Genomic DNA, 21118 nt, shown 5'->3' with positions numbered 1-21118 from the left:
ACGTCTTTCAGAAAGGGATAATTCTCTTTATACTGTGCAGGACGGTTATATAATTGGGTTTTATTCAACTCATAGTGTTTCTGTTTATCTTCTAACATCTTATTCCATAAAAAGCGATTATGGCCTAGAGTCATATGAATCAAAGTCTTTTGAGCTTCAGTTGGATAGATTCTAAACTTAAAGGCTTTATTCATCTAGGTCACCTTAGCTTTCAGTAGAGTGCAGAAACGTGTATGAATACACCTTTATTATAACATTATTTATTATGTTTTGTAAATATAAAATAAATCAATTCATCCCACCGCCTATAGAGGTAGGAGACTTCTTGATTGGGGTGTTAAATCCATATTCTCATGATTATATGCGCTATGTTGCTTAAATCTATCTCCACGTACTTCATTAAGGTCTGAGACACTTGCTAACCTTGGATTAAATCTTTCGTTTAATTTTTTTCTTATTTCTTTTTTGTTAATCATGAATGCCTCCTACTTATTATATTTAATGAATAAAGCATGTGCATGGTCTATTCCGAACGGATGATAATGTGGCAAATGTATGTCACCTATTTTAAGTTATTTGGGTTTAATCATTATTATCCTCTAAATCTACTTTAATTTGCTTAGTGATGGATTTAAAAAATTCGCTACTCCAAAGGTCTAAACTAGACTGATCTTTAATAAATGGTCTAACATCGGATTTGGCAATATCATAATCAATCTGGTCAAATCGTTTTTCCAACATGTCAATTAATAAATCTCGAGAAAGTTTGATGTCTTCGTCAATTGTTTTAGTTTGTTTGAGTCTAGATTCTAAGTGTTTTAAATTAGCTTTTGTCTCTAAACTTAAATAATAGACATAATCATATAAATCTCTGCCCTTTATGCGGTTCTTCCAACTTCTAGCAATCACAGCATGAATTTTGCCAGCAAATAACGATGAGGCATCATAAACTCGAACTTGGTATGGGAATGGTAATAATCGAAACTTAATTTCTGTATGTGCGTATAGTGGGGGATTTACATCAACTTCAAACTTGATGATAATCTTTTCATTATGAACAATAAGTCTGGAATCTGATGAACTTGAATAAATAGTAATCAAGGTTTCTTTTGTATTACCTTTGATGAAAGCTGAATCAATATTTGAGTTTACCGTCTTATCGTTTTTGGAAACTTCAAAATTGAGTCCAAGTGAGTTTACGGCGTCACTTATTGGTTTAAAATATTTACTTATATCAAAAGTATCATCTGATACAAGTAAGCTAAAGTCCAAATCCTCACTAAATCTATCCATTCCGTAAAAAATTCTTAAAGCTGTTCCACCATAAAAAGCAGCATGGGTAAAAAAGTCAGTTTTAGAAAGACCAGCCAACACCACTTCTTGTAAAACTTCTTTTATTGCATGCTTCTTATCTTCTAAGGTTTTTGGATTATACTTATTGATCATCTGCTGAAGAATTGTCATTTCATATACTCACTTTCAATGTATTTTCTTAAGTGCTTCATATTGTTCGATATGTATTTATCAGATAAAAATAGTATTTCATCAAAGTTTAGTTGTTCAAAAATATCTTTGTTTACCCGTAAATCCTCAAAAAGCAGTCTCTTTAATTCTTTGATACTTGTTACTGGTTTTCTATTATATAGTAAATCACATAGTGCTTTTTCTGGGCTAGCTATAAAGTAAGCATACCCGTCTTCTTCATAAGCTTTTACTGAATAAGGAAATGCAGCATTTGGAACATCTCTATAGGTATATAGTCCGAAATGATTTTGATAAACCTTACTTTTTCGTTTGTTGAATGTAGCACTCGTATAAACAACAACTCTTTCAGGAATGAGATTATGATATGAAAGTGCATATTCGAAAGATAAATAAGATGGTCCATAAATATATGAAGCAAGTAAAAAACCATCAACAGAGCTTTCTGTTTCATAAATGCCTCGTACAAGAGGAAATAAGAAACCATTATCAATATCTCTTTTGATTTTGCCATTAATATCCGTATAACTCTTATACTTTTCTTTTAAGTTTAATGTTGTAACAATCATATTATTTCCTCCACTTAATTTTATTATATGCTATTATCTGGAGAAAATCAATATATTATAGTGAACTGATACCAAAAAGTTGTACTTTGTTATAATACAAGTATATGCAGGAGGTATCAGATGAAGGATAAAAAGAAAAAATAGATTATAGAGTGGAGCATTCAAATTAAAGGTCGTTTTAGACATCATTGAAAACGAACTATCCTATAGCCAAGCTGCACGTAAATATAATCTATATTTAAGATCGGGTAGTTTAAATGATACACTACCAGCCAGATGGGTTTATCAATATAGACTTTATGGGAAGGAACGGTTTTTTCAGACACCAAAAGATTATCGTAGGAATCCAGTTAGAAAGTTCCATACACCATCTAAAGAGGTAGAACAGGATTTAGAACTCAAAGTCAATCATCTAGAAATGGAACTTGAATATACAAAAAAACTTATCTCCTTAGTTCAAAAACAGGAACGAATAAACAAAAATACCAAGTAGTCAAAGAATTAAGGCGAAAATATGCATTAAAAGATCTACTTGAGATATCTAGACTTCCTAAGTCTGTTTATTACTACTATGAGCATCATAAATCAACAGATAAATATCATCGTATAAAAATCTTAATTTCAGATATTTTTGAATCAAGCAATAAAACATATGGTTATAGACGTATTAAACTCGCCCTTCAAAACTTCTATCAGATTAAAATAGCCTATAAAACGGTTGTAAAACTCATGAAAGAACTATAGATTGTTTGTAAGGTAAGAAAAAAAAGATATCGCTATATCTCTCAAATCTCAAATAAAATAACACCAAATCTACTCAAAAGAGACTTTAAGAAAGACAAGCCTAATATCGCATGGGCAACTGATGTATCGGAATTTAGATTTAATCGTAAACGATTATATCTATCTGTAATACAAGATCTCTATAATGGTGAAGTGAAAGCATACTAAATATCTAGAAGTCAAAACCAGGATTTGATTCTTAAAACCCTTATGAAAGCAATCAACCCAAATGAGGATTTATCGAAGCTACTCATTCATTCTGATCAAGGTATTCTATATCAATCCCCAAAATATCGTAACTACCTAAAAAAATCATCATTTGTGCAATCCATGAGTGCTAAAGGTAACGCTTATGATAATGCAGTGGTTGAAAGCTTCTTCGGGACACTTAAGTGTGAAACAATCTATTTACAGAAAGTTAAATCACTATCAGATTTGATTAAGACCATTGATGAGTATATTTATTGGTATAATCACCATCGTATTAAATTGACACTTGGAGGCTATTCCCCAATACAATTTAGACTCATGAATCAACAAATATGATACAATAACTACAAAGAACATAAAGTACAAGAAAATGGTACCAGTTCACATTTAATAGTCTTTCGAAATCTGGTCTTTAAAATGAAGTGCCTGAATAACCGTCATCAACATAGAATTCATAGTTCCCGAGTTTATTTGTTTGTACGTAATGTATGAGCATTTCCTTTTGATTTTTAATGCTTAAGCTATCACCGTGATAATCATCATCTCTGGAAAGTCTACAATATAGCGCGATTATTTTGTTTATATGCCTCATCATTTAAAAACCTGCTTTCCAATTCTTTTTCCATAAGTCTTAAAACTATTTTTTCAATAGTTTTATCCTCTTCATCTTTATAATAGACAGCAAGTATCATTTTTACTTTTATTTTGTTAGATTTTCCTTGTTTCATATTTTCCAACACCTCTTATACTTATATTTTAAAGAAGAGTTAAGACACAGTGTGGCATTGGACAAATTTTTCTTAGTTTTTCAACATAAAAAAGGAATGCTATTTTTCAAGCATCCTCATATTAAATATTCAATTCATTAAAACACATGATCTTTAGCCACACTTAACACCAGTACAGTTTAGTCCGCGATAACGTGGCTATTAGTATAGCCACGTTCCGCGTAACAGTGAAACTAAGCATTTGAATAAATATTTGCAATTCTAACAACTGCTCTAGAAATTAATCACTCACCTATAGAATTTTTCCTTCAGCAACTTTTTTACTTCCTTCAAACAAATAAAACTCTAAACCTGTGACAAGAATATTATGTGGTGCATCATCAACTAAAAAATAGATTTGTGAAATTGTTGTTAAGTCATTATTATTTTCCAAATTAACTATAACTATGCTCCAGTTAAATATGCTTGTTTGTCCTTTGATTTTTAACATTGGATAGTATTTTTCATTAATACTTGGTATAACATTTTTGCCACCATCTAAATAACTAACCCACTTGATAATTGATTCCACAATATTTTCCTCCTTTAAAGTGCCGTCCAAATACGTTTGATAATCCGGTTTACAACACTAATATGCATGAAGTAAGCTTTGCCAATTCCGTCAAGAGATGACCAATAATATGCATTACCGCTTTTAATTTCTGATTTTAGCGCACTTCTAGATGCTCTAGCGCCCACTATGCGAAATGTATCATCTGCGAAATTCATTTTTTGTATGAATGTTTTTGCGCTTGACTTTGAAGTCCAGAAATATTTCCCTTCAGCAGCACCTTTTGCTAGAAAATTACCACTTTTTGCAATATCATCAAATTCACCGACTCCAACAACTCTGTAGGTCTTAGTATATTTCATTGCACCAATTGCTGATCCAGCAAATGCAAATATACCACCCCATAGTACACCATCTGAAAAGCCATTCCAAGCGCCTTGACCAAATTGACTCCAATCTCCACCAGATTCAATCACCGCTCCGAATCCACCGACTGCTGTACTAATTCCAACGCCTATTGCCATTCCGATAAACAATGGTGCTAGCGCTCCACCTGACAGTATCGTCAATCCTATTGCACCGGCAAACAAAACGCCTCCAATAACTATTTTACCAACATTGCTTACATTATCAAACCAGGTAAAAGGATTCCACCAAGTTGGACTATTTCCGTCGCCATCCATCAACATGACTGGAGTCATGTGCCTGTAACCCAGCACAATTTGATTTATCCTCGTTTTTTACGATAAAACATGTTAACAAGGCTCTCAAATCAACTTTTTAAACGAAGTTTAGTATGCGATAACGTGGCTATTAGTATAGCCACGTTATGCGCATTAGGAACACTAAACATTTACATTATACTATAAACCAATTACGCCCAAAAATTCGGATGTTTATCACCAATTTCTTTTATTAATCTACTAATTTCTAATTCATTCAGCAACTTCTGATTTTTAGCACATTTTTTTGCTTGTATATAGACAACAATTATACCAAGTATCCATATTATCATTCCTACAATAGCACTTATGGAAACGAAATTGAGAGTTAATTTCACAATCACTTCTTGCATAGTTATAGTTCCTATAAAGGCAATAATTATCATCAGAACAACATCTATAAATAAAATCATTAATAGCCATGCTATTTGTTTAAATCGAGGAACTTGTAGTGTGTTTTTTTTAGTAAAATATATCTTGTTAAATAGACTTTCTTCTTCTAGCAAATATTTATGATAAAACGAGATTGAAACATCAAATATATCTATGGTTCCTCTAAAAACTAGTCTCCAATAAGTGAACATGAAAACAATAACACTTATTAAAATTATTAACCAATATTGAATAATCATTTCTACCATGACTCAGATTTCCTTTCTATAACGAGAATAACCACCCCATAAATACATCTACACCACCGGATACTCCAATACCAACAAATGAACTCGTAATTCTATTTGCCATCACCATAGGCATTGCATTAGTCATTGATGCTGCTAGTGTACTACCATAAAGATTCATGACTCCTTGAAATCCACGTTGTGACATTTGTCCGGCGCTAAATTTAGCTGCAGACGATTGAAATGTGCCTCCAACCTTGGTTTTACTTACAGTTTTCCAAAGGTTTTTCCCTATCGCTTTTGAATTTTGTGCACCTGCCCCCAAACCTAATCCAAAGTTGACAGCTGTCATAACACCAGCTTTTACCCAGTTAACTTGATTCCAATCACCATTTGATGCAATCAAATCTCCTCCCACACTACCTATGAAGCCTAAACCACCACTAATAAATGCTGATCCTAATGCTCCAATACCGGTAAATGCCAAGAGTCCACTGATACCTCCAATAGTGCCATCCAGTGCGACTTGCCAACCGTTTATATTATCCCATCCGTTAGTTATTCCTTGGCTGACTACACTAGCTGTTGATCCAACTATAGCTCCGATTATGAAACCGGCAACTAATAATGAAATTGCAAAATTACCGCTGGGGTCGGAGTACATCACTGGATTATTCCCACAATAAGCGAACAAGTTAACACTATCAATGGTTCCTGGTTCTAAATATTGTGTGTGATCCATGTTAATGAATCTTGATAACAATGGACTATAATATCTGCTTTCTAGATAGTACCACTCAGTTTCAACATCATAATAATATCCCTTGTATCTAAATGGATTAATGTTACCAATGAAATCAGTACTAGTGTTTTCTACATTGGATGAGCCATAAACTTTATGATTACCCCATCCATCATATTTATATGTTACCACAATATTACCATTAACATCAATAATATTTCTAATAATTCCGAGTAAATCTCTTACATAAAAATAATTGTTTTGTTGGTGTTCAAATCCAACTAATTGGTTTTGCTCATTGTAGATGTATTGTATGGTTTGACCATTCTTTTTTTCTGCTACGATATTAGAACCCTGTAAATAATACTTAGTTTCAACACCCTTGATGTTTTTCTTTGTTCTTAAGCCTTGTTCATTATAGGTGTAAGTAAATGTATTAGTGCCGTCAATAATCTGTTTTAATCTTCTACCTTCCCAAGTGAGTTGTTTTGTTCCAATGGATAACGGATTACCTACATACTTAGGATCATAGGTAATATCTAAAGGTGTTTCATTTCCATTTTCAACCGTTCCAACATACACAAGCTGGTCTTCTGAGTTGGTAAGAAACTCCATTTGTTTAACCACGGTTGTGGTCTTATCATCATAAAATGTCTTTTTGATCAGATTTTGGTTAGTGTATTCCATCTTGATGGTTTGAATAAGTGCAGGGTTATACTCTTCAATGAGTCTTCCCATAAAGTCATACTTATATTCATATGTGCCTTCAGGTGTAATCATTTCAATTACATTACCTAATGCATCATAGTTATAGTAAATATCTTGATTCGCAAAGGTCTTCATATGTTCCACTTCAAAGAATATTTTGGCTGGATCATTAATAAGTCGATTGTACATGTACTCTGCAGTGCGTTTAGTAGACCCAATACTCAATTCATCTTTTTCTTTTCGACCTAACAAATCGTATTCCGATTCATAAGCAATCGTTTGAAACGAATTTAAGATACTAGATACTTTTGAATTATCATAAATTTGATCGCTATAGGCTAACATCTCAAACTGTCCATTAAAGTGTTTGGATGGTTCACCGCCACTGATCAACGCACCTACTGAAACTAAGGCATTCTCAAAACTAAAGTGCATTGGTTTTTCAACTACTGGATCACCATTTAAATGAATCCTTAGTAATGTTTCGTCCCATCTAATGACTAGTTGATTCCATGTGTTTGGAAGGATTGTGTTGTTAAGTGTGCCATTTTCCTCATTCAAATAGACAAGTTTGTTAGAGCTATTTACATAGAGAGCAAATGGTATTAATGAGCTTCGATGTAATGACAAAATTGTTCTGAGTTGTGGACCTACTGAAGTTGGTTTAAAGCGAATAGATAACATACCTGTATTCTTCATATTGAAATCATAAACCAGTTTGGCTTTTGAAGGGATTAAGTCTTTATCGTCTCCATAACTACCATATAAGTGAGTCTTTCTTGAATCATCGTATTCAAACTGTCTAGTTTTATCAAGTTTATACGTTCCTGCTTGGTATCCAATACTGGAGGGATGAACCCCTTTACTCGAAACAAGAGTACCTTTGAGTGTAACCACATCTAATCCGTCATAGGCTTGATGGTCATGATATAAGACACCTGAACGTTGCTTGCGAATAATGGTTCCATTAAAATAGGGTAAAGCGAGATTATAAATATTTGTGATATCCGAATCTGTATAGTTGAATGCACCTACTTGCATATGCGCAACTCGAATTTCACTGGTCACCAATGGAAATGCATCCGGATTGTAAATACCTAAAACGAGATTACCAAAATCACTAACCTTCATGTCAACTGTGTTCCCTGGTAACACTTTAATATTTTGTGTTATTTCGAGACTTTTTGAACCATTGATATAAACTGTTGATTTAATGTTGTTTTCAGAGTTTTCCAATTTTAACCCCAACATTACCCAATTGGTTCCTGTATATGTAAATGTACTAGAACTAATTAAATGATACTGTCCATTTACTCTGAGTTTGATTTGTCCGTTAGGTTGTAATGCAAGTTCGATTTGATTTAAATTATTGTGACCTAAAACAGAGAATACCGGTTGATCATATGTTCTATTTGTTGAAAATTTAAACCAACCAAATAAAAGCAGCTCCTAACAATACAGCATTTAAAGAAAATAGCAAGAATATCGAAAAGCTTGAAACGGAGCTATACCAACTCACTATTGAAACACAACTTGGATTATCAGAACTTGACTCATTTCAAGCTCAAGAATTGGCGGAAATTAAAAAGCAATTAAGTAGTTTGAGACGACAAAGAACTCAACTTAATACACAACTAGAGTCCTATCAAGGTGATAGTAAATATACGAATAAAAATTTTAAGCATTCTTATGATTCATTGAAAGAGTATTTTCCGAATGCGAATTATGAAGAATTAGATAAAGTAGAGGCATTTCACTTAAAGCTTGCCAATATTCTAAAGAAAGAATTTAAGCAAAGTGAAGATGAAATCAATCTACTTCTATCCATTGTTAAAGAAAAAATATCTTCATTAGAATCAAAAGCCACTCATTTAGAAACTGCACCAACTATTTCAAAAGCTATTTTATTAAAATATGCTGATATTACAAAAAAAATTGAAGTGCTTAAAGAAGCTAACAAAAACTTTTCTGAGTACGCCAAATTAAAGGACAATTTGAAAACAGAAAAAGATAAGTATGACGAAGTACTCAAACTTACTATTATTTCCATTGAAGATACGCTTAACTCACTAATGAAAGACTATACTGATAGACTATATAATGGCGAGAAAACTGCTCCAACTATTCAGATTACTGATTCTAGTCACTACCATTTCTTTACTCCAAATGATACTGGTACTGGATCTTTGTGTAGAGGTTTGGTCATATTCGATTTAGTTATGTTGAATAATACAAAACTCCCAGCAGTTGTTCATGATACTATTATCCTTAAACACATTGAAGACGAGACTTTAGAGAAACTTATTGAACTATATAACACTAGCTCAAAACAAGTATTTATTGCGTTTGATAGGGATACTACCTACACGAAGAAAATGCAATCCATATTGAATGATTCTAAGATATTAAAATTATCACCCGGTGGAAATGAATTATTTGGTAGAGCATGGAATCAACTAAAAAAGTAGATTGATACATTTTAAAACATTATATCTATATTTGTTGTTGTATATCGTATAAAAAGCAAACAAACAAATCTTAACATAATAATTTTACCATTCTAGTAACAATCTTTACTTAACTCTATAAGTATTCAAAAATATGAACCATGGCATATTATTATCGATAATGTTGTGGTTTAATATTTTTATTTAAATGTTAGAAACGATATTTGATAAATAAAAAAGAAGATTTCCACTTGAATGAAAATCTTCTATAATTAAACTATAATTTAATTATTTTAAGGAAAGCAACGTGATACTTTCAACGTGCGTGGAGTATATCTAATTGCTCGAAAATTTGTCGTTTCGTGTACGTCGGAAACATATTTTTGGCCATTTTATGTTTCCCCATTCCAGACTTTTTCCAGTGTGGGAACATATAAACAATACATTTCATTATAGATTGTGAAAACAAGTTCGATACCGCACATTCATTTGCACCGATGAATTTCTGCTTTTTATTAAGAAAATTGAATACTTATTTTGCTTCCATGTCCTACAACACTGTCAATTTGTAAATTTGCTTCCAATTTTCGAACAATATCTTTTACAAATTGAAGACCCAATCCACTACCTTTTTCGTTAAATTTCATTGCCTCTTCTGAACGATAAGGACCTTTTAAGATATTTATAATTGTTTCACTTGTCATACCAATCCCTTCATCACTAACTACCAGTCTTCTTGTTTTATTTTGAACTGAGATTGTAATATTTGATTGTGGATTAGAATAATAAAAAGCATTGAATAAAAGGTGTTCAATTAATCTTTCTAAATCTTTATCTGAAATATTTACAAGTAAAGTCTCTAATTCGAGTGTTATAGAAATCTGTTTACTTTCGAATATTTCTTTGTACTTATTTGCATATCTGTTAATAAATAGAGAAACATCCTGAATATATGGTAGTTCAACATAGTCAAGTTCGATAAACTTAGGAATTAGGTTCATTATTTTAACTGTTTCTACTTGAATGTCCAAAAATACTTCTTTAGTTGGATTAAGTTTTTCATTAACTAATGAATCAGTATATATTCGGATAACTGATAGGGGTGTTTTGATATCGTGCGCAATACTCTTGATATGAGACTCATAAACGGATCTTTGTTTTTCTCTTTGAATTTGACTATTCATTAGTTGAACGTGCAATTGCTTTATTTCTTTGTATGAGAAAACCGAACTTTCTGTCTCAATATGGTTTAAATCCAGCCTTAACTTAGTATTTTCATTCCTCAGAAACTTATATAAAATATACATACCAAAAGCAAACAATATAATGGAGGTTAAATTTAATCCAATGAATCCATAAAGAATATCTTTACTTAATTTAGAAGACTCAAAGTTGACAGCGATATATCCAAGAAGAATGTCATCATAATATACAGCTTCATAGTTTTGCAATTTCGCATCAAAATCATTAGAGAAAATGGTTTGCTCTGTAATGTTTTTGAAATGAATTGTTACATCATTATTATGTGTATAATGCTCCAAATATACGATTAAAGTTTCGAAGTTTTCTTCAGTGGATAGATGAGCAGTCATATTGTATAGTTCATCATATTGTCTTGCAATTTCTTTTTGGAATTGGTTATTTGTAAAAAAATAAAAAGCAATATTCAATAAAAAAATGGTTGATAGAAAAATGATGAGCACTATTTTAAAGATTTGTGATATAAGGAGGTTCTTTATACTATTCATCTTTTACCCCCACAAACTGATATCCAATACCATAATGCGTTTTAATGTATGACTTTTCAGAAGAAAAATCAATTTTTTTTCTGATGTTTTTTATGAAAACATCAATAACGCGGTCATAAGCATCACTATTTGAAAAACACTGCTCAATAATCATATCTCTAGAAAAAACAATGTTAGGATGTGAAAGCAAATGCCATAAGACATCATACTCATACTGTGTTAAATTGATTAATTGATTGTTCACTAAGACCTCTCTGCTTAATGGTAGAACTTTTAGATGTGAATGATTAAATGTATAGATTGTTGGATGATTAACAACAAGTCTTTTTTCAACATTTTTGAGTTTAGCCATGACCTCATCAATTGAAAAAGGCTTAATCATATAATCATCTGCCCCAAGTGTGATGACATCGACACGGTCTTTGATATCAATTTTAGCTGATAATACGATAATATAGACATCGGATACTTTGCGAATTTGCTTGATGAGTTCTTCTCCTTGTATTCCAGGAAGCATTAAATCTAAGAGAATAATATCAAACTTTTCATGATGAACTGCTGCAAGTGCTTCCTCACCGTTATATACTTGTTTGACTTCATGTCCATCATTACGCGCATACATCGCTAATAACTGATTGATCTTCGGATAATCTTCAACAATTAATGTTTTCATTCAAATCACTTCCTATGTGAATATTATACAACAACAACAACAAAAATATGGGTGAGTATGTTTACCCACCCACAACTTCTTTATTCATTCGGCTGAACCAGATTTGATAGTTGATTAACTAAATTTTTCTTAATTTCATTTATGCTTTCAACTAGTTCTTGAACTGATAGATTTGACAAATCCAAATTCATAATAGCTTCCGCAAATGATAAGTCCAAACTATCTCTTTGGGCATCACTCGAATGAATATACAACCATTCATAAGTACTAGCATTATTCTGGTAACCACAATTTGCATATGGATCATTTCCACCATACCCCATCATGTTACCGCCCATCATGCCAAATCGTTGGGTAGAATACTCAATCTGAACATCATCTATGATATCCGATTTAATCTGCTCAATGATTTCAACAACCTCTACAACAGTTTTTTGTTGAATATCTGTGGTTATTAACTCATTAGCAAAACCAGAATCTAATTTTTCTTGATTATCAGTAGATAGATGAAGATATATTCTTTCAAAACTATAAAGACTGTAATTTGATCCCATCATGCCATGTTGGCTGTAGTTGAAATTGATAGTATCACTGTTAATATCACGTGAATACGCATTCACTGCACCAATTGATAACGCGCCTAAGAACCCAACAGCAATAGTTAGTCCGAAAGCAATCAATCCTTTTCTCATATTATTTATCCCTCAATTTCTCTATTAATTTTTCATATTCATCAATAGTTATCTCACCTTTTGCAAGGCGCGACTTTAACAACTCAATTGCTCGATCATTTCTGCATTCACTGCGGTAACTAAAACCATTTATAGCAAAGTAAATCACACCAATCCAAAATATACCCATTGCTAACATTCCGAACGGCATACCCCAACCTCCCACCATATGACCATAGTACGGATAATCACTATTATTTGCCCATTGTGGTGAAAAATACCAAAAAACGATAGCAACTATAACCAATAATGCAATAAAAATTCCTAAAAAGATACCTTGTTTTTTATTCATCTTATTCACCTCGACTATATAATACCAAACAATTATGAATATAAAATGAATGTAAAAATATTATTGCATTTTGACACTATCATGATATAATGTACTTGTATACCCCTCCCGTGGTGGGGTTAAAGGAGGAAACTATGAATCAGTTGCATCAACACAACACAAGACATTTGAATGAGGAAAAAATTAAACAGTTATTAAAAACCGGGCGAGGTCAAGTGGAAGGCATACTAAAAATGTATGAAGAAGGAAGATATTGTGTAGATATCTCAAAACAGATACTATCAGTCATTGCTATGCTTCAAAATGCTAATGCTTTAATCTTAAATGATCACATCAGTACATGTGTTACAGAAGCCATTTTCGAACAAAAGGGCAAAGAAAAAATTGATGAAATCACTGAAATTTTAGTGAAATACTTAAGATGAGGTCTATGATGAAAAAGAAAGTACTAATCGGTTTATCTATATTGATAGCATTTATTGGAGTTATTGCTTTTGTAGCCGCAAATTCACCAAATCGAAACGATTTCTTGGCAAAATATGATTTAGAGGGTATGACGGTAAAAGAAATAGTAGCCTATTTAGAGAATGATTTGAATGAACCCACAAATTTTAGTGCTGCAATAACAGGATCCAAATTGCTTCTAGGTGATTCTCAACAGCAAGTGGAACTAGAACTACCCAATGGACAATTTTATCTCTCATTTGCGCCTTATGTCAATCAAACACATCCTTGTGCTAATCATAATTTAGTCACCTGTCGAGGAGAGTTAAAAAACAAATCGTTTGAGGTAAAGATTGTTGATTCTCAAACAAATACTGTCATCATTGAAAGAACGATTATAAGCAGTTCAAATGGATTTGCTGGTATTTGGTTACCTGAAAATAAACGTTTTCAAGTCACCGTATCATATGGGAATTTAACTGCAACTGAGGAAGTTTCAACTTTTACTAGTTCAAATACGTGTCTTACAACACTTAAACTAACTTAAAGGAGGCAAATTATGGACAAGCATGAACACAATCATCATCACAAAGTAGATAAGGATGAGCATATCGATCACAACAAAGTAGGCATGAATCATGAAACACAAGATGCACATAATCACCACCATGAAGAAATTCATCATCACCATCACGAAGATAGTCAAAAGCATACTGAACATCAAAATCATGATAATCACCACGACCATCATGCTATGATGGTTAAAGATTTTAAAAGAAGATTTTTAATTTCACTTATATTATTAATTCCAATTTTAACGCTATCACCTATGATTCAAGAATTCCTTGATTTAAATCTAAGATTTACTGGAGACTTATACATTCTTTTGATACTCAGTACAGTGTTATTTATTTATGGAGGATCCCCATTTTTCAAGGGTACATTTGAAGAAATGAAACAGAAAGCACCAGCCATGATGTCTCTCATTGGCCTTGCTATTGGTGTTGCATATATCTATAGTGCTTATACAGTCATATTTCAAACTGGACAAGACTTCTTCTGGGAATTATCAACGCTGATATCCATCATGCTACTCGGTCATTGGATTGAGATGAAGTCGGTATTAGGTGCATCAAGAGCGTTGGAAGAGCTGTTAAAACTGATGCCAGAAGAGGCACACCTAATAGACCAAGAAGGGCATATTAAAGATATTCCAGTCAATAACGTTAAAGTTGGTATGTTTCTATTAGTGAGACCTGGAGAAAAAGTTCCGATTGATGGTAAAGTGATCGAGGGAAAGTCATCAGTCAATGAATCCATGTTAACTGGTGAGTCAGTTCCTGTAGATAAATCACCTGGCGACGAATTAATAGGTGGTTCAATTAACGCTGAAGGTTCACTAAAGTATGAGGTGACTCGTATAGGTGATGAAACATTCCTCTCACAAGTCATTAAACTCGTCAGGGATGCTCAAAAGACACGTTCAAAAACTCAAAGAATAGCAGATATTGCGGCAAAATACTTATTCTATGTTGCATTACTTGGTGGAATATCTACATTTGTTATATGGATGTTACTGGGTAAAGATGTTGGATTTGCTATGGAAAGAGCAGTTACTGTTGTCATCATTTCATGCCCTCATGCACTTGGATTAGCTACACCACTCGTTACTGCTGTTTCATCAAGCATTGGTGCAAAGCATGGGTTACTTATTCGAAATCGAGCCAATTTCGAGAATGCACGCAAGATCAACACAGTTGTATTTGATAAAACAGGCACACTAACTAAAGGTGAATTTGGCATCTCAAAAATTGATAGCCTTAGTTTGAGTGAAAACGAGCTTCTATCATTAGCTTATGCGATTGAGAATGAATCCGAGCATCCTATAGCAAAAGCAATCGTTAGAGCAGCTAAAGATAAAAAAGTACAACTTCAAAAGGCTAAAGATATCACAGCAATTCCTGGTAAAGGACTTGTTGGTATAGTACAACAATCAACCATTGAAATCGTAAGCCCAGGCTATATAAAAGAATTGAAAATACCATTTGATATCAGCGCATATGAAACCTTAGCGAACCAAGGTAACACTGTTGTTTTTATCCTTAAGAACAAAAAACTAATGGGCTATATCGCTTTAAATGACATAATTAGAGAATCCTCGAAGGAAGCGATTGTATCGCTTAGAGAAATGGGTATTGACTCATACATGCTTACAGGCGATAATCAAAAAGTTGCAAATGAAGTCGCTAAGCAAATTGGAATATCGCATGTATTTGCAGAGGTTTTACCTGATCAAAAATCAGATAAGATTGAATCACTTACAAAAGAAGGGCGTCTTGTAGCCATGACTGGTGATGGCATCAATGATGCACCAGCACTAGCTAAAGCACACCTTGGTATTGCAATTGGTGCAGGTACAGATGTAGCGATTGAAACTGCAGATGTCATACTCGTTAAGAGTAACCCAATGGACGTCGTAAATATCATAAAGCTTTCTAAGTCAACCTATAAAAAAATGATTCAAAACCTCATATGGGCAACAGGATATAATGTTATAGCTATTCCTTTAGCTGCTGGTGTATTAAGTTCTATTGGTATTCTATTGAGTCCTGCAGTTGGAGCAGTATTAATGTCACTAAGTACAGTCATTGTAGCTATTAACGCTCGATTGCTAAAAATCTAAATTTATTACACAAAAGCGAGTTGACTAAACTCGCTTTTCTCTATATAAAAATGCCAGAGAATAATTTTGATCTCTGGCATTTCGTTATTGATTGTTATGATGTTACATTGACTAAATCTACTTGATAGGGAAGATTTTTCATCTTTAGTCTGCTAAAAAACAAATACACTACACCTAGAGCAACAAAAACGAGTGACATTATTATGTTTACCGGAATATCCATAATCATCAGTGCATCTCCATATGCACCATTGACTCTCATCGGCTCAATGATTATTCCTCTACCTAAACCGTACCATATCAAATAAAGTCCAAGATTTTCACCTACTTTGAGCAAACGTTTCTTCTTTAAAATGATCAGTGTGACAAGCATAGATAGGTTCCATAAACCTTCATATAAAAAGGTAGGATGATGAACAACACTACCTAGAGTCATTTGTTCAACAATGAATTTAGGCAATATGTCAATAACCCAGGCTGATTGAATTGCTGGTCCGTAGGCTTCATGGTTCATGAAATTTCCAAATCTACCAACGATTTGTCCAATGAGAAATCCTATCATCAACGTATCTATAAGTGGCAATAATTTAATTTTTTTGATCTTACAAAAAATAGGGACAAAAACTAGAGTGGTAATGATTGCTCCATGAATTGCTAATCCACCTTTTGAGATATTCATTATGTCCAGAAAAGTCTTATAATGTGGAATTGGATCAAAGAGCACATAATAAAGTCTAGCTCCTAAAAGTGCTAAAGGTAACCCAATTAAGAGACCGTCATAGATAATATCCTTAGGATAATTTAAACGATTGAGTTCATTCTGACTATAATATGCCGCTATAAATACTCCTGTCAAAATGAAAATTGCATACCAATAGATTTGAATGCTACCAAAATCAATTGCTACTCTTGAATAGGGGGCGCTACTCTGGCTTCCTATCGCAAGAAACAAGACCATCAAAAAGACGTGAATCATGATCATATACTGATGATGTTGATGTTTTGTATTATGATGAGTGTGCATGGACTAACTCCTTATCAACCTTTAAGAATGACTGTTTTTTTAATCTCAATGAATTATAGATTACATTAAGAGAACTAATTGACATTGCAGCAGCACCAATCATAGGATGTAATAAACCTAACATCGCAAATGGGATTGCAATCGCATTATAAAACCACGCCCAGAAGTAGTTTTGTTTGATTTTAATAAAGATGGCCTTTGATAATTTAATTGATGTGAGTAATGTATGCAACTCACCAGATACTAAAGTGACATCAGCTGCTTCTTTTGCAATATCTGTACCGGTTCCAATTGCAATACCTACATTAGCTTGCTTAAGCGCTGGTGCATCATTAATACCGTCACCAACCATTGCGACTAATCCAAATTCGCTCTGGAGTTTCGAAATTTCGTTTACTTTTCCTTCAGGTAAAACATCAGAGATGATTCTGGTTATACCAGCTTTTTTTGCGATTGCTTGAGCAGTTCTTGAATTGTCTCCAGTAATCATAGCTGTCGTTATACCAAGGTTTTCGATTGCCCGAATAACATGTACTGCATCAGGTTTTAATGCATCTGCAACAGCAATGATACCAAGTATCTCTATATCATCTGCTAGAATCATCACCGTTTTAGCTTCATTTTCAAGTTGTTGCATCATTGATTCTAATCCATCATAAGAATGACCAATCGATTTGATTAGTTTTCTGTTACCAAAATAATACGTCTTATTATCTAGAATACCTTTTATACCCATGCCAGATATGGCTTCAAAATCTGTAGGATTTAAAAGCTTTTGATTGACTTTTTTGGCATCTTCGATAATTGCCATTGCTAATGGATGCTCTGATCCTGTTTCAAGAGATCCAGCGATAAGCATCAACTGGTGTTCATCGATACTCACCGCATGCTTGTCAGTCACTACGGGTTTACCATATGTGAGTGTGCCAGTTTTATCAAAGGCAATCGCTTTGATATCTTTAAGTGTTTGAACTGCTTCACCGTTGCGAATCAGAATACCTTTTTCTGCGCCAACACCACTACCAACCATTAACGCTGTAGGTGTTCCCAATCCAAGTGCACACGGGCATGCTATAACTAACACAGCAGTCGCAGTAATAAATGCTAACGTTAATGGAGTTTGATCTGTGTTAATCCAAGGTAAGATAGGTTCCATATACTTTAAGATACTCAGATGGAAATTTTGAAAAATTAAAAAAGAACTGAACGTGAGTACTGTTAAAACCATAATTGCTGGCACAAAGTAGGATGTAATTCTGTCTGCAAATTCTTGTATAGGCACTTTGGACCCCTGACAAGCTTCAACCATCTCAATAACTTGAGATAAGAATGTTTCTTTACCAACTTTAGTAACTTCTACTTTGAGCAAGCCATCTTTATTAATGGTTGCTCCGATTACATTGTCACCCACATGCTTTTTGACCGGCATCGATTCACCTGTTGCAATCGATTCATCAATTAAACTTTTACCTTCAATAATCATTCCGTCTGTTGGTATTTTTTCGCCTGGTCTAATAATCATGATATCTTTAACACTGAGTTCATTCGTTAAAACTTCGATCTCATTGCCATCGACTAAAATGCGTGCAGTTTTCGCACCTAGTTCCATTAATTTTTTGATGGCTTGGGATGCTTTTCCTTTAGCCTTACTTTCCAGGAATTTTCCAATCAAGTGAAATGTCATAATTGTTGTTGCCATTTCGATAAATGTTGTGATTGGCAAAAACAATCCTGTGAGACCGATGAGATAGGGTGGAATAGATCCGAGTGACACAAGGACATCCATATTCGGTTTCAATGATTTAAGAGAGTAATAACTTCCTCTGTGCACGTGACGGCCAATGATAAATATGACTGGGAAACCCAGTATGGCATTGATCCAAGTGTATAATGGAATTTCAACAACAAACATGTGAATCAGCATGAGTGACATCATCAAAATAGTTATTGTTGAACTCAATTGAACTCTTTTTTTAGCGGAATTCATCTTGAGTGTATCAGGATCAACCGATTCATCATTTGTTACTTCGAGACTAATCTTATATCCAATGCTTTGGATGCGGTGTTTGATATCACTAAAACGAATGACGCGATCGTCATATTGTATGGTAACTTTCTCCGTAGCGAGATTAACATGAGCATCAATAATACCATCCATCTTCAACAGTGTATTATCAATACTGTTTGCGCATGTTGCACAACTCATTCCATCAACTTTGGCAGTCACAGTCTTATGATTGTTTTCGATAGTAATGAGTTCATATCCTATCCCCTTAACAGCATTCATTGCAAGATTTGAACTAAAACTGTTATCATCAAATTGAATTGTTGCAGTTTCAGTTGCTAAATTCACAGAAACATCAATGATACCTTCAACTTTTCTTAATGCTTTTTCAACATGGTTGACACACGAAGCACAAGTCATACCATTCACTCGATATTTAATATTACTCGACATTTTATTATTCCTCTTCGATGGTCGTTAAGTATTCGACTTGATATCCTGTTTGAACAATTGCCTCAAGATACATATTTGAATTGGGTTTTTCCTCTTCAGTCAATACTTTTGCAATATGTGTTGAAAAATTAATATCAACATTGATTGCTCCCGCTGATTTTAAAGCTGAAGTAATGCGATTGATGCATCCGATGCAATGGATATCTCCGATTCTATAAATTAGCGTTGCCATAAGTAATTCCTCCTTTTTTACCCCTCCCGTAGTGGGGGTGGTCATCTATACTATATCAAACTATTCATTAGATGTCAATCCTTCATCTTCTAAATAGTAGATGTGTCTAATTCCATCTGTGTTTTCTACATAAGCAGTAATATATGTATCCTTTGATAAGATAAGATCATTAACAGTTGTTACAAAACCATTATCATTTAGGGTTTTTGGATAGTTTTTATCTGAACTATTCTTACTTAACCCATATCTGTATGAACGACTTATAAAATCAGTACAGTAGAATTTGTTTTTTGTGTCCATAATGAAAAGGAAATTATATAATGAACGATTTTCTAAATGTTCATTGGCATATGACATAGTTTGATCCAGTTTTTCTTCATCTATATTTTTTACTCTTAATACTACGAATTTTTCTCTGTAATAAGAACCATAATAAGGATATGACAAGTCGTTTTCTCCTCTAAAATATGGCAACATCCAATAATTAGTAGAAGATTGTCTTACACCAACTGAATAATCATGTGTACCATCTGAAGGGTCTTTGATTATATCAAAGATACTTTCATCATCTTTTGGGAAGCCTACAGCTTCAATGAATTGATTGTTACCATTATTCAGTGCAGCGTGTCCTCCAACAAAAAAACTCATCAATTGATGAAAACCGAATATGTTTGGAAAAGGTGATTCCTGAGTCACAAATATATCCCCTTTTTTCCCAATAAATGGTTCATCTTTGGTTGTATAAAAAAGACTACGTGTATCCGCTTTCTCATATTCATTGATTCTTTCGACTGGGTGATACATTCTTATTTCTTCCATCCCATTATCAAAATAGATGGTTACTGTCTCTCCCTCTATACCTCGCTCTTTAAAATCTCTTATTAACTGATTGACTTTTATATTTTGATTAAGTCCTTGCAAGAATATTGAAACGGATAAAATAAGTACAATTAGAAAAAACCTTTTACGTATTTTTTTTACTTTCATGTTGAATACCTCATAATCAATATACAATAATAATGTGAACGAATTATGAATAAATAATAGTACTTCGAATGTGACAAAGCTGTTAACCAGAAGTTGTTTTAACAAAGCTATCAAATTAATATTTCAGATTTGAAATGAATTATTAGGATAACAAAAAAAGACAGTTCAATAGCAGAACCGTCATCTACGGGATGATCGAGTTTAAATTTCTATAAATTGTTTTTTTGATAATTCAACGCTATATCTTTGATAGAATTTGGAATAATAGTCTTGACTCCAAAGAAC

General features: G+C 33.2%; 24 protein-coding genes. 6 read left to right on the top strand and 18 right to left on the bottom strand.

The annotated features are described in order from the left end of the window. The 4 genes from N7603_RS06145 to N7603_RS06130 all read right to left on the bottom strand — a co-directional run. Window positions 1–194: helix-turn-helix domain-containing protein (locus N7603_RS06145; RefSeq protein ID WP_262096498.1), on the bottom strand; the 194-nt coding region annotated here is incomplete at its 3' end. Between the two features lie 111 nt (window positions 195–305). Then, window positions 306–476 (bottom strand): hypothetical protein, encoded by a 171-nt coding sequence (locus N7603_RS06140; protein WP_262096497.1) that lies wholly within the window; start codon window positions 474–476, stop codon window positions 306–308. A gap of 106 nt (window positions 477–582) precedes the next feature. Then, window positions 583–1464 (bottom strand): nucleotidyl transferase AbiEii/AbiGii toxin family protein, encoded by an 882-nt coding sequence (locus tag N7603_RS06135; RefSeq protein WP_262096496.1) that lies wholly within the window; start codon window positions 1462–1464, stop codon window positions 583–585. Further along, window positions 1461–2051 carry a type IV toxin-antitoxin system AbiEi family antitoxin domain-containing protein gene (locus N7603_RS06130; protein ID WP_262096495.1) on the bottom strand — a complete coding sequence of 197 codons (591 nt, stop codon included), beginning with the start codon at window positions 2049–2051 and terminating at the stop codon, window positions 1461–1463. Before N7603_RS06130 ends, N7603_RS06135 begins: the two co-directional genes overlap by 4 nt. Window positions 2052–2480: 429 nt before the next feature. On the opposite strand from N7603_RS06130, the gene N7603_RS09095 reads away from it, so the two are divergent. Next, a complete protein-coding gene (locus N7603_RS09095; protein ID WP_373425384.1) occupies window positions 2481–2795 on the top strand; it encodes an IS3 family transposase in 315 nt (104 codons plus the stop codon). A gap of 249 nt (window positions 2796–3044) precedes the next feature. Then, window positions 3045–3380 (top strand): IS3 family transposase, encoded by a 336-nt coding sequence (locus tag N7603_RS06125; protein ID WP_262096494.1) that lies wholly within the window; start codon window positions 3045–3047, stop codon window positions 3378–3380. Window positions 3381–3456: 76 nt separating this feature from the next. Here the strand turns inward: N7603_RS06125 and N7603_RS09090 are convergent, their stop codons facing one another. The 6 genes from N7603_RS09090 to N7603_RS06100 all read right to left on the bottom strand — a co-directional run bounded on the left by N7603_RS09090 (window position 3457) and on the right by N7603_RS06100 (window position 8245). Beyond that, entirely contained in the window at window positions 3457–3636 is a 180-nt protein-coding gene (locus N7603_RS09090) for a recombinase family protein (RefSeq protein WP_373425383.1), read from the bottom strand. Continuing rightward, window positions 3599–3772: a hypothetical protein gene (locus tag N7603_RS06120; protein ID WP_262096493.1), complete on the bottom strand. Its 174-nt coding sequence runs from the start codon at window positions 3770–3772 to the stop codon at window positions 3599–3601. The genes N7603_RS09090 and N7603_RS06120 overlap by 38 nt, the downstream gene beginning before the upstream one ends. A 292-nt stretch (window positions 3773–4064) precedes the next feature. Continuing rightward, the gene (locus N7603_RS06115; protein WP_262096492.1) at window positions 4065–4343 is read right to left on the bottom strand and encodes a hypothetical protein; all 279 of its coding nucleotides are present in this window, start codon (window positions 4341–4343) and stop codon (window positions 4065–4067) included. 14 nt (window positions 4344–4357) lie between these two features. After that, a complete protein-coding gene (locus N7603_RS06110) occupies window positions 4358–5023 on the bottom strand; it encodes a hypothetical protein (protein WP_262096491.1) in 666 nt (221 codons plus the stop codon). A 173-nt stretch (window positions 5024–5196) separates the two neighbouring features. Next, entirely contained in the window at window positions 5197–5685 is a 489-nt protein-coding gene (locus N7603_RS06105) for a hypothetical protein (RefSeq protein ID WP_262096490.1), read from the bottom strand. A gap of 16 nt (window positions 5686–5701) precedes the next feature. Then, a complete protein-coding gene (locus tag N7603_RS06100; RefSeq protein ID WP_262096489.1) occupies window positions 5702–8245 on the bottom strand; it encodes an RHS repeat-associated core domain-containing protein in 2544 nt (847 codons plus the stop codon). Between the two features lie 440 nt (window positions 8246–8685). Here N7603_RS06100 and N7603_RS06095 point away from each other — a divergent pair, with 440 nt between their 5' ends. Then, window positions 8686–9582: a DUF2326 domain-containing protein gene (locus N7603_RS06095; protein WP_262096488.1), complete on the top strand. Its 897-nt coding sequence runs from the start codon at window positions 8686–8688 to the stop codon at window positions 9580–9582. A gap of 494 nt (window positions 9583–10076) precedes the next feature. Here N7603_RS06095 and N7603_RS06090 read toward each other — a convergent pair whose 3' ends face one another. The 4 genes from N7603_RS06090 to N7603_RS06075 form a co-directional block, all read right to left on the bottom strand. Next, complete coding sequence (locus N7603_RS06090; protein WP_262096487.1) at window positions 10077–11309, bottom strand: sensor histidine kinase; 1233 nt, start codon at window positions 11307–11309, stop codon at window positions 10077–10079. Further along, on the bottom strand, window positions 11302–11982 hold the full coding sequence (locus N7603_RS06085; protein ID WP_262096486.1) for a response regulator transcription factor: 681 nt from the start codon (window positions 11980–11982) through the stop codon (window positions 11302–11304). Before N7603_RS06085 ends, N7603_RS06090 begins: the two co-directional genes overlap by 8 nt. Before the next feature lie 80 nt (window positions 11983–12062). After that, window positions 12063–12674 carry a hypothetical protein gene (locus N7603_RS06080; protein ID WP_262096485.1) on the bottom strand — a complete coding sequence of 204 codons (612 nt, stop codon included), beginning with the start codon at window positions 12672–12674 and terminating at the stop codon, window positions 12063–12065. A 1-nt stretch (window position 12675) separates the two neighbouring features. Next, the gene (locus N7603_RS06075) at window positions 12676–13005 is read right to left on the bottom strand and encodes an SHOCT domain-containing protein (RefSeq protein WP_262096484.1); all 330 of its coding nucleotides are present in this window, start codon (window positions 13003–13005) and stop codon (window positions 12676–12678) included. A 167-nt stretch (window positions 13006–13172) separates the two neighbouring features. On the opposite strand from N7603_RS06075, the gene N7603_RS06070 reads away from it, so the two are divergent. Genes N7603_RS06070 through N7603_RS06060 form a run of 3 tightly spaced genes read left to right on the top strand, consistent with a single transcriptional unit; the run spans window position 13173 to window position 16132 of the window. Beyond that, complete coding sequence (locus N7603_RS06070; RefSeq protein WP_106721793.1) at window positions 13173–13430, top strand: metal-sensing transcriptional repressor; 258 nt, start codon at window positions 13173–13175, stop codon at window positions 13428–13430. A gap of 8 nt (window positions 13431–13438) precedes the next feature. Further along, window positions 13439–13996, top strand: a complete 558-nt coding sequence (locus N7603_RS06065; RefSeq protein WP_262096482.1) for a CueP family metal-binding protein — start codon at window positions 13439–13441, stop codon at window positions 13994–13996. 12 nt (window positions 13997–14008) lie between these two features. Next, window positions 14009–16132, top strand: a complete 2124-nt coding sequence (locus N7603_RS06060) for a copper-translocating P-type ATPase (protein WP_262096481.1) — start codon at window positions 14009–14011, stop codon at window positions 16130–16132. Window positions 16133–16226: 94 nt separating this feature from the next. Here the strand turns inward: N7603_RS06060 and lgt are convergent, their stop codons facing one another. The 4 genes from lgt to N7603_RS06040 are packed head-to-tail and all read right to left on the bottom strand — an operon-like array spanning window position 16227 to window position 20833. Beyond that, window positions 16227–17156: a prolipoprotein diacylglyceryl transferase gene (gene lgt, locus N7603_RS06055; RefSeq protein ID WP_106699623.1), complete on the bottom strand. Its 930-nt coding sequence runs from the start codon at window positions 17154–17156 to the stop codon at window positions 16227–16229. Next, complete coding sequence (locus N7603_RS06050; RefSeq protein WP_262096480.1) at window positions 17140–19614, bottom strand: heavy metal translocating P-type ATPase; 2475 nt, start codon at window positions 19612–19614, stop codon at window positions 17140–17142. Before N7603_RS06050 ends, lgt begins: the two co-directional genes overlap by 17 nt. 4 nt (window positions 19615–19618) lie before the next feature. Then, complete coding sequence (locus N7603_RS06045; protein WP_262096479.1) at window positions 19619–19846, bottom strand: heavy-metal-associated domain-containing protein; 228 nt, start codon at window positions 19844–19846, stop codon at window positions 19619–19621. A gap of 60 nt (window positions 19847–19906) precedes the next feature. Further along, the gene (locus N7603_RS06040) at window positions 19907–20833 is read right to left on the bottom strand and encodes a hypothetical protein (RefSeq protein WP_106720620.1); all 927 of its coding nucleotides are present in this window, start codon (window positions 20831–20833) and stop codon (window positions 19907–19909) included. Window positions 20834–21118 lie beyond the last annotated feature (285 nt).

The sequence above is a fragment of the Paracholeplasma vituli genome (genome assembly GCF_025446935.1).
In the GTDB taxonomy this organism is placed as follows: Bacteria; Bacillota_I; Bacilli_A; order Acholeplasmatales; family UBA5453; genus Paracholeplasma; species Paracholeplasma vituli.
Note: the sequence above shows the minus strand (reverse complement) of the source record. Positions and strands in the feature narration are given on the sequence as shown.

Bases quoted from the DNA above. Each gene is read 5' to 3' on its own strand.
- N7603_RS06140 (WP_262096497.1), bottom strand. From the start codon at position 476: ATGATTAACAAAAAAGAAATAAGAAAAAAATTAAACGAAAGATTTAAT.
- N7603_RS06135 (WP_262096496.1), bottom strand. From the start codon at position 1,464: ATGACAATTCTTCAGCAGATGATCAATAAGTATAATCCAAAAACCTTA.
- N7603_RS06130 (WP_262096495.1), bottom strand. From the start codon at position 2,051: ATGATTGTTACAACATTAAACTTAAAAGAAAAGTATAAGAGTTATACG.
- N7603_RS06125 (WP_262096494.1), top strand. From the start codon at position 3,045: ATGAAAGCAATCAACCCAAATGAGGATTTATCGAAGCTACTCATTCAT.
- N7603_RS09090 (WP_373425383.1), bottom strand. From the start codon at position 3,636: ATGAGGCATATAAACAAAATAATCGCGCTATATTGTAGACTTTCCAGA.
- N7603_RS06120 (WP_262096493.1), bottom strand. From the start codon at position 3,772: ATGAAACAAGGAAAATCTAACAAAATAAAAGTAAAAATGATACTTGCT.
- N7603_RS06110 (WP_262096491.1), bottom strand. From the start codon at position 5,023: ATGACTCCAGTCATGTTGATGGATGGCGACGGAAATAGTCCAACTTGG.
- N7603_RS06105 (WP_262096490.1), bottom strand. From the start codon at position 5,685: ATGGTAGAAATGATTATTCAATATTGGTTAATAATTTTAATAAGTGTT.
- N7603_RS06100 (WP_262096489.1), bottom strand. From the start codon at position 8,245: ATGAAGGTTAGTGATTTTGGTAATCTCGTTTTAGGTATTTACAATCCG.
- N7603_RS06090 (WP_262096487.1), bottom strand. From the start codon at position 11,309: ATGAATAGTATAAAGAACCTCCTTATATCACAAATCTTTAAAATAGTG.
- N7603_RS06085 (WP_262096486.1), bottom strand. From the start codon at position 11,982: ATGAAAACATTAATTGTTGAAGATTATCCGAAGATCAATCAGTTATTA.
- N7603_RS06080 (WP_262096485.1), bottom strand. From the start codon at position 12,674: ATGAGAAAAGGATTGATTGCTTTCGGACTAACTATTGCTGTTGGGTTC.
- N7603_RS06075 (WP_262096484.1), bottom strand. From the start codon at position 13,005: ATGAATAAAAAACAAGGTATCTTTTTAGGAATTTTTATTGCATTATTG.
- N7603_RS06065 (WP_262096482.1), top strand. From the start codon at position 13,439: ATGAAAAAGAAAGTACTAATCGGTTTATCTATATTGATAGCATTTATT.
- N7603_RS06060 (WP_262096481.1), top strand. From the start codon at position 14,009: ATGGACAAGCATGAACACAATCATCATCACAAAGTAGATAAGGATGAG.
- lgt (WP_106699623.1), bottom strand. From the start codon at position 17,156: ATGCACACTCATCATAATACAAAACATCAACATCATCAGTATATGATC.
- N7603_RS06050 (WP_262096480.1), bottom strand. From the start codon at position 19,614: ATGTCGAGTAATATTAAATATCGAGTGAATGGTATGACTTGTGCTTCG.
- N7603_RS06045 (WP_262096479.1), bottom strand. From the start codon at position 19,846: ATGGCAACGCTAATTTATAGAATCGGAGATATCCATTGCATCGGATGC.
- N7603_RS06040 (WP_106720620.1), bottom strand. From the start codon at position 20,833: ATGAAAGTAAAAAAAATACGTAAAAGGTTTTTTCTAATTGTACTTATT.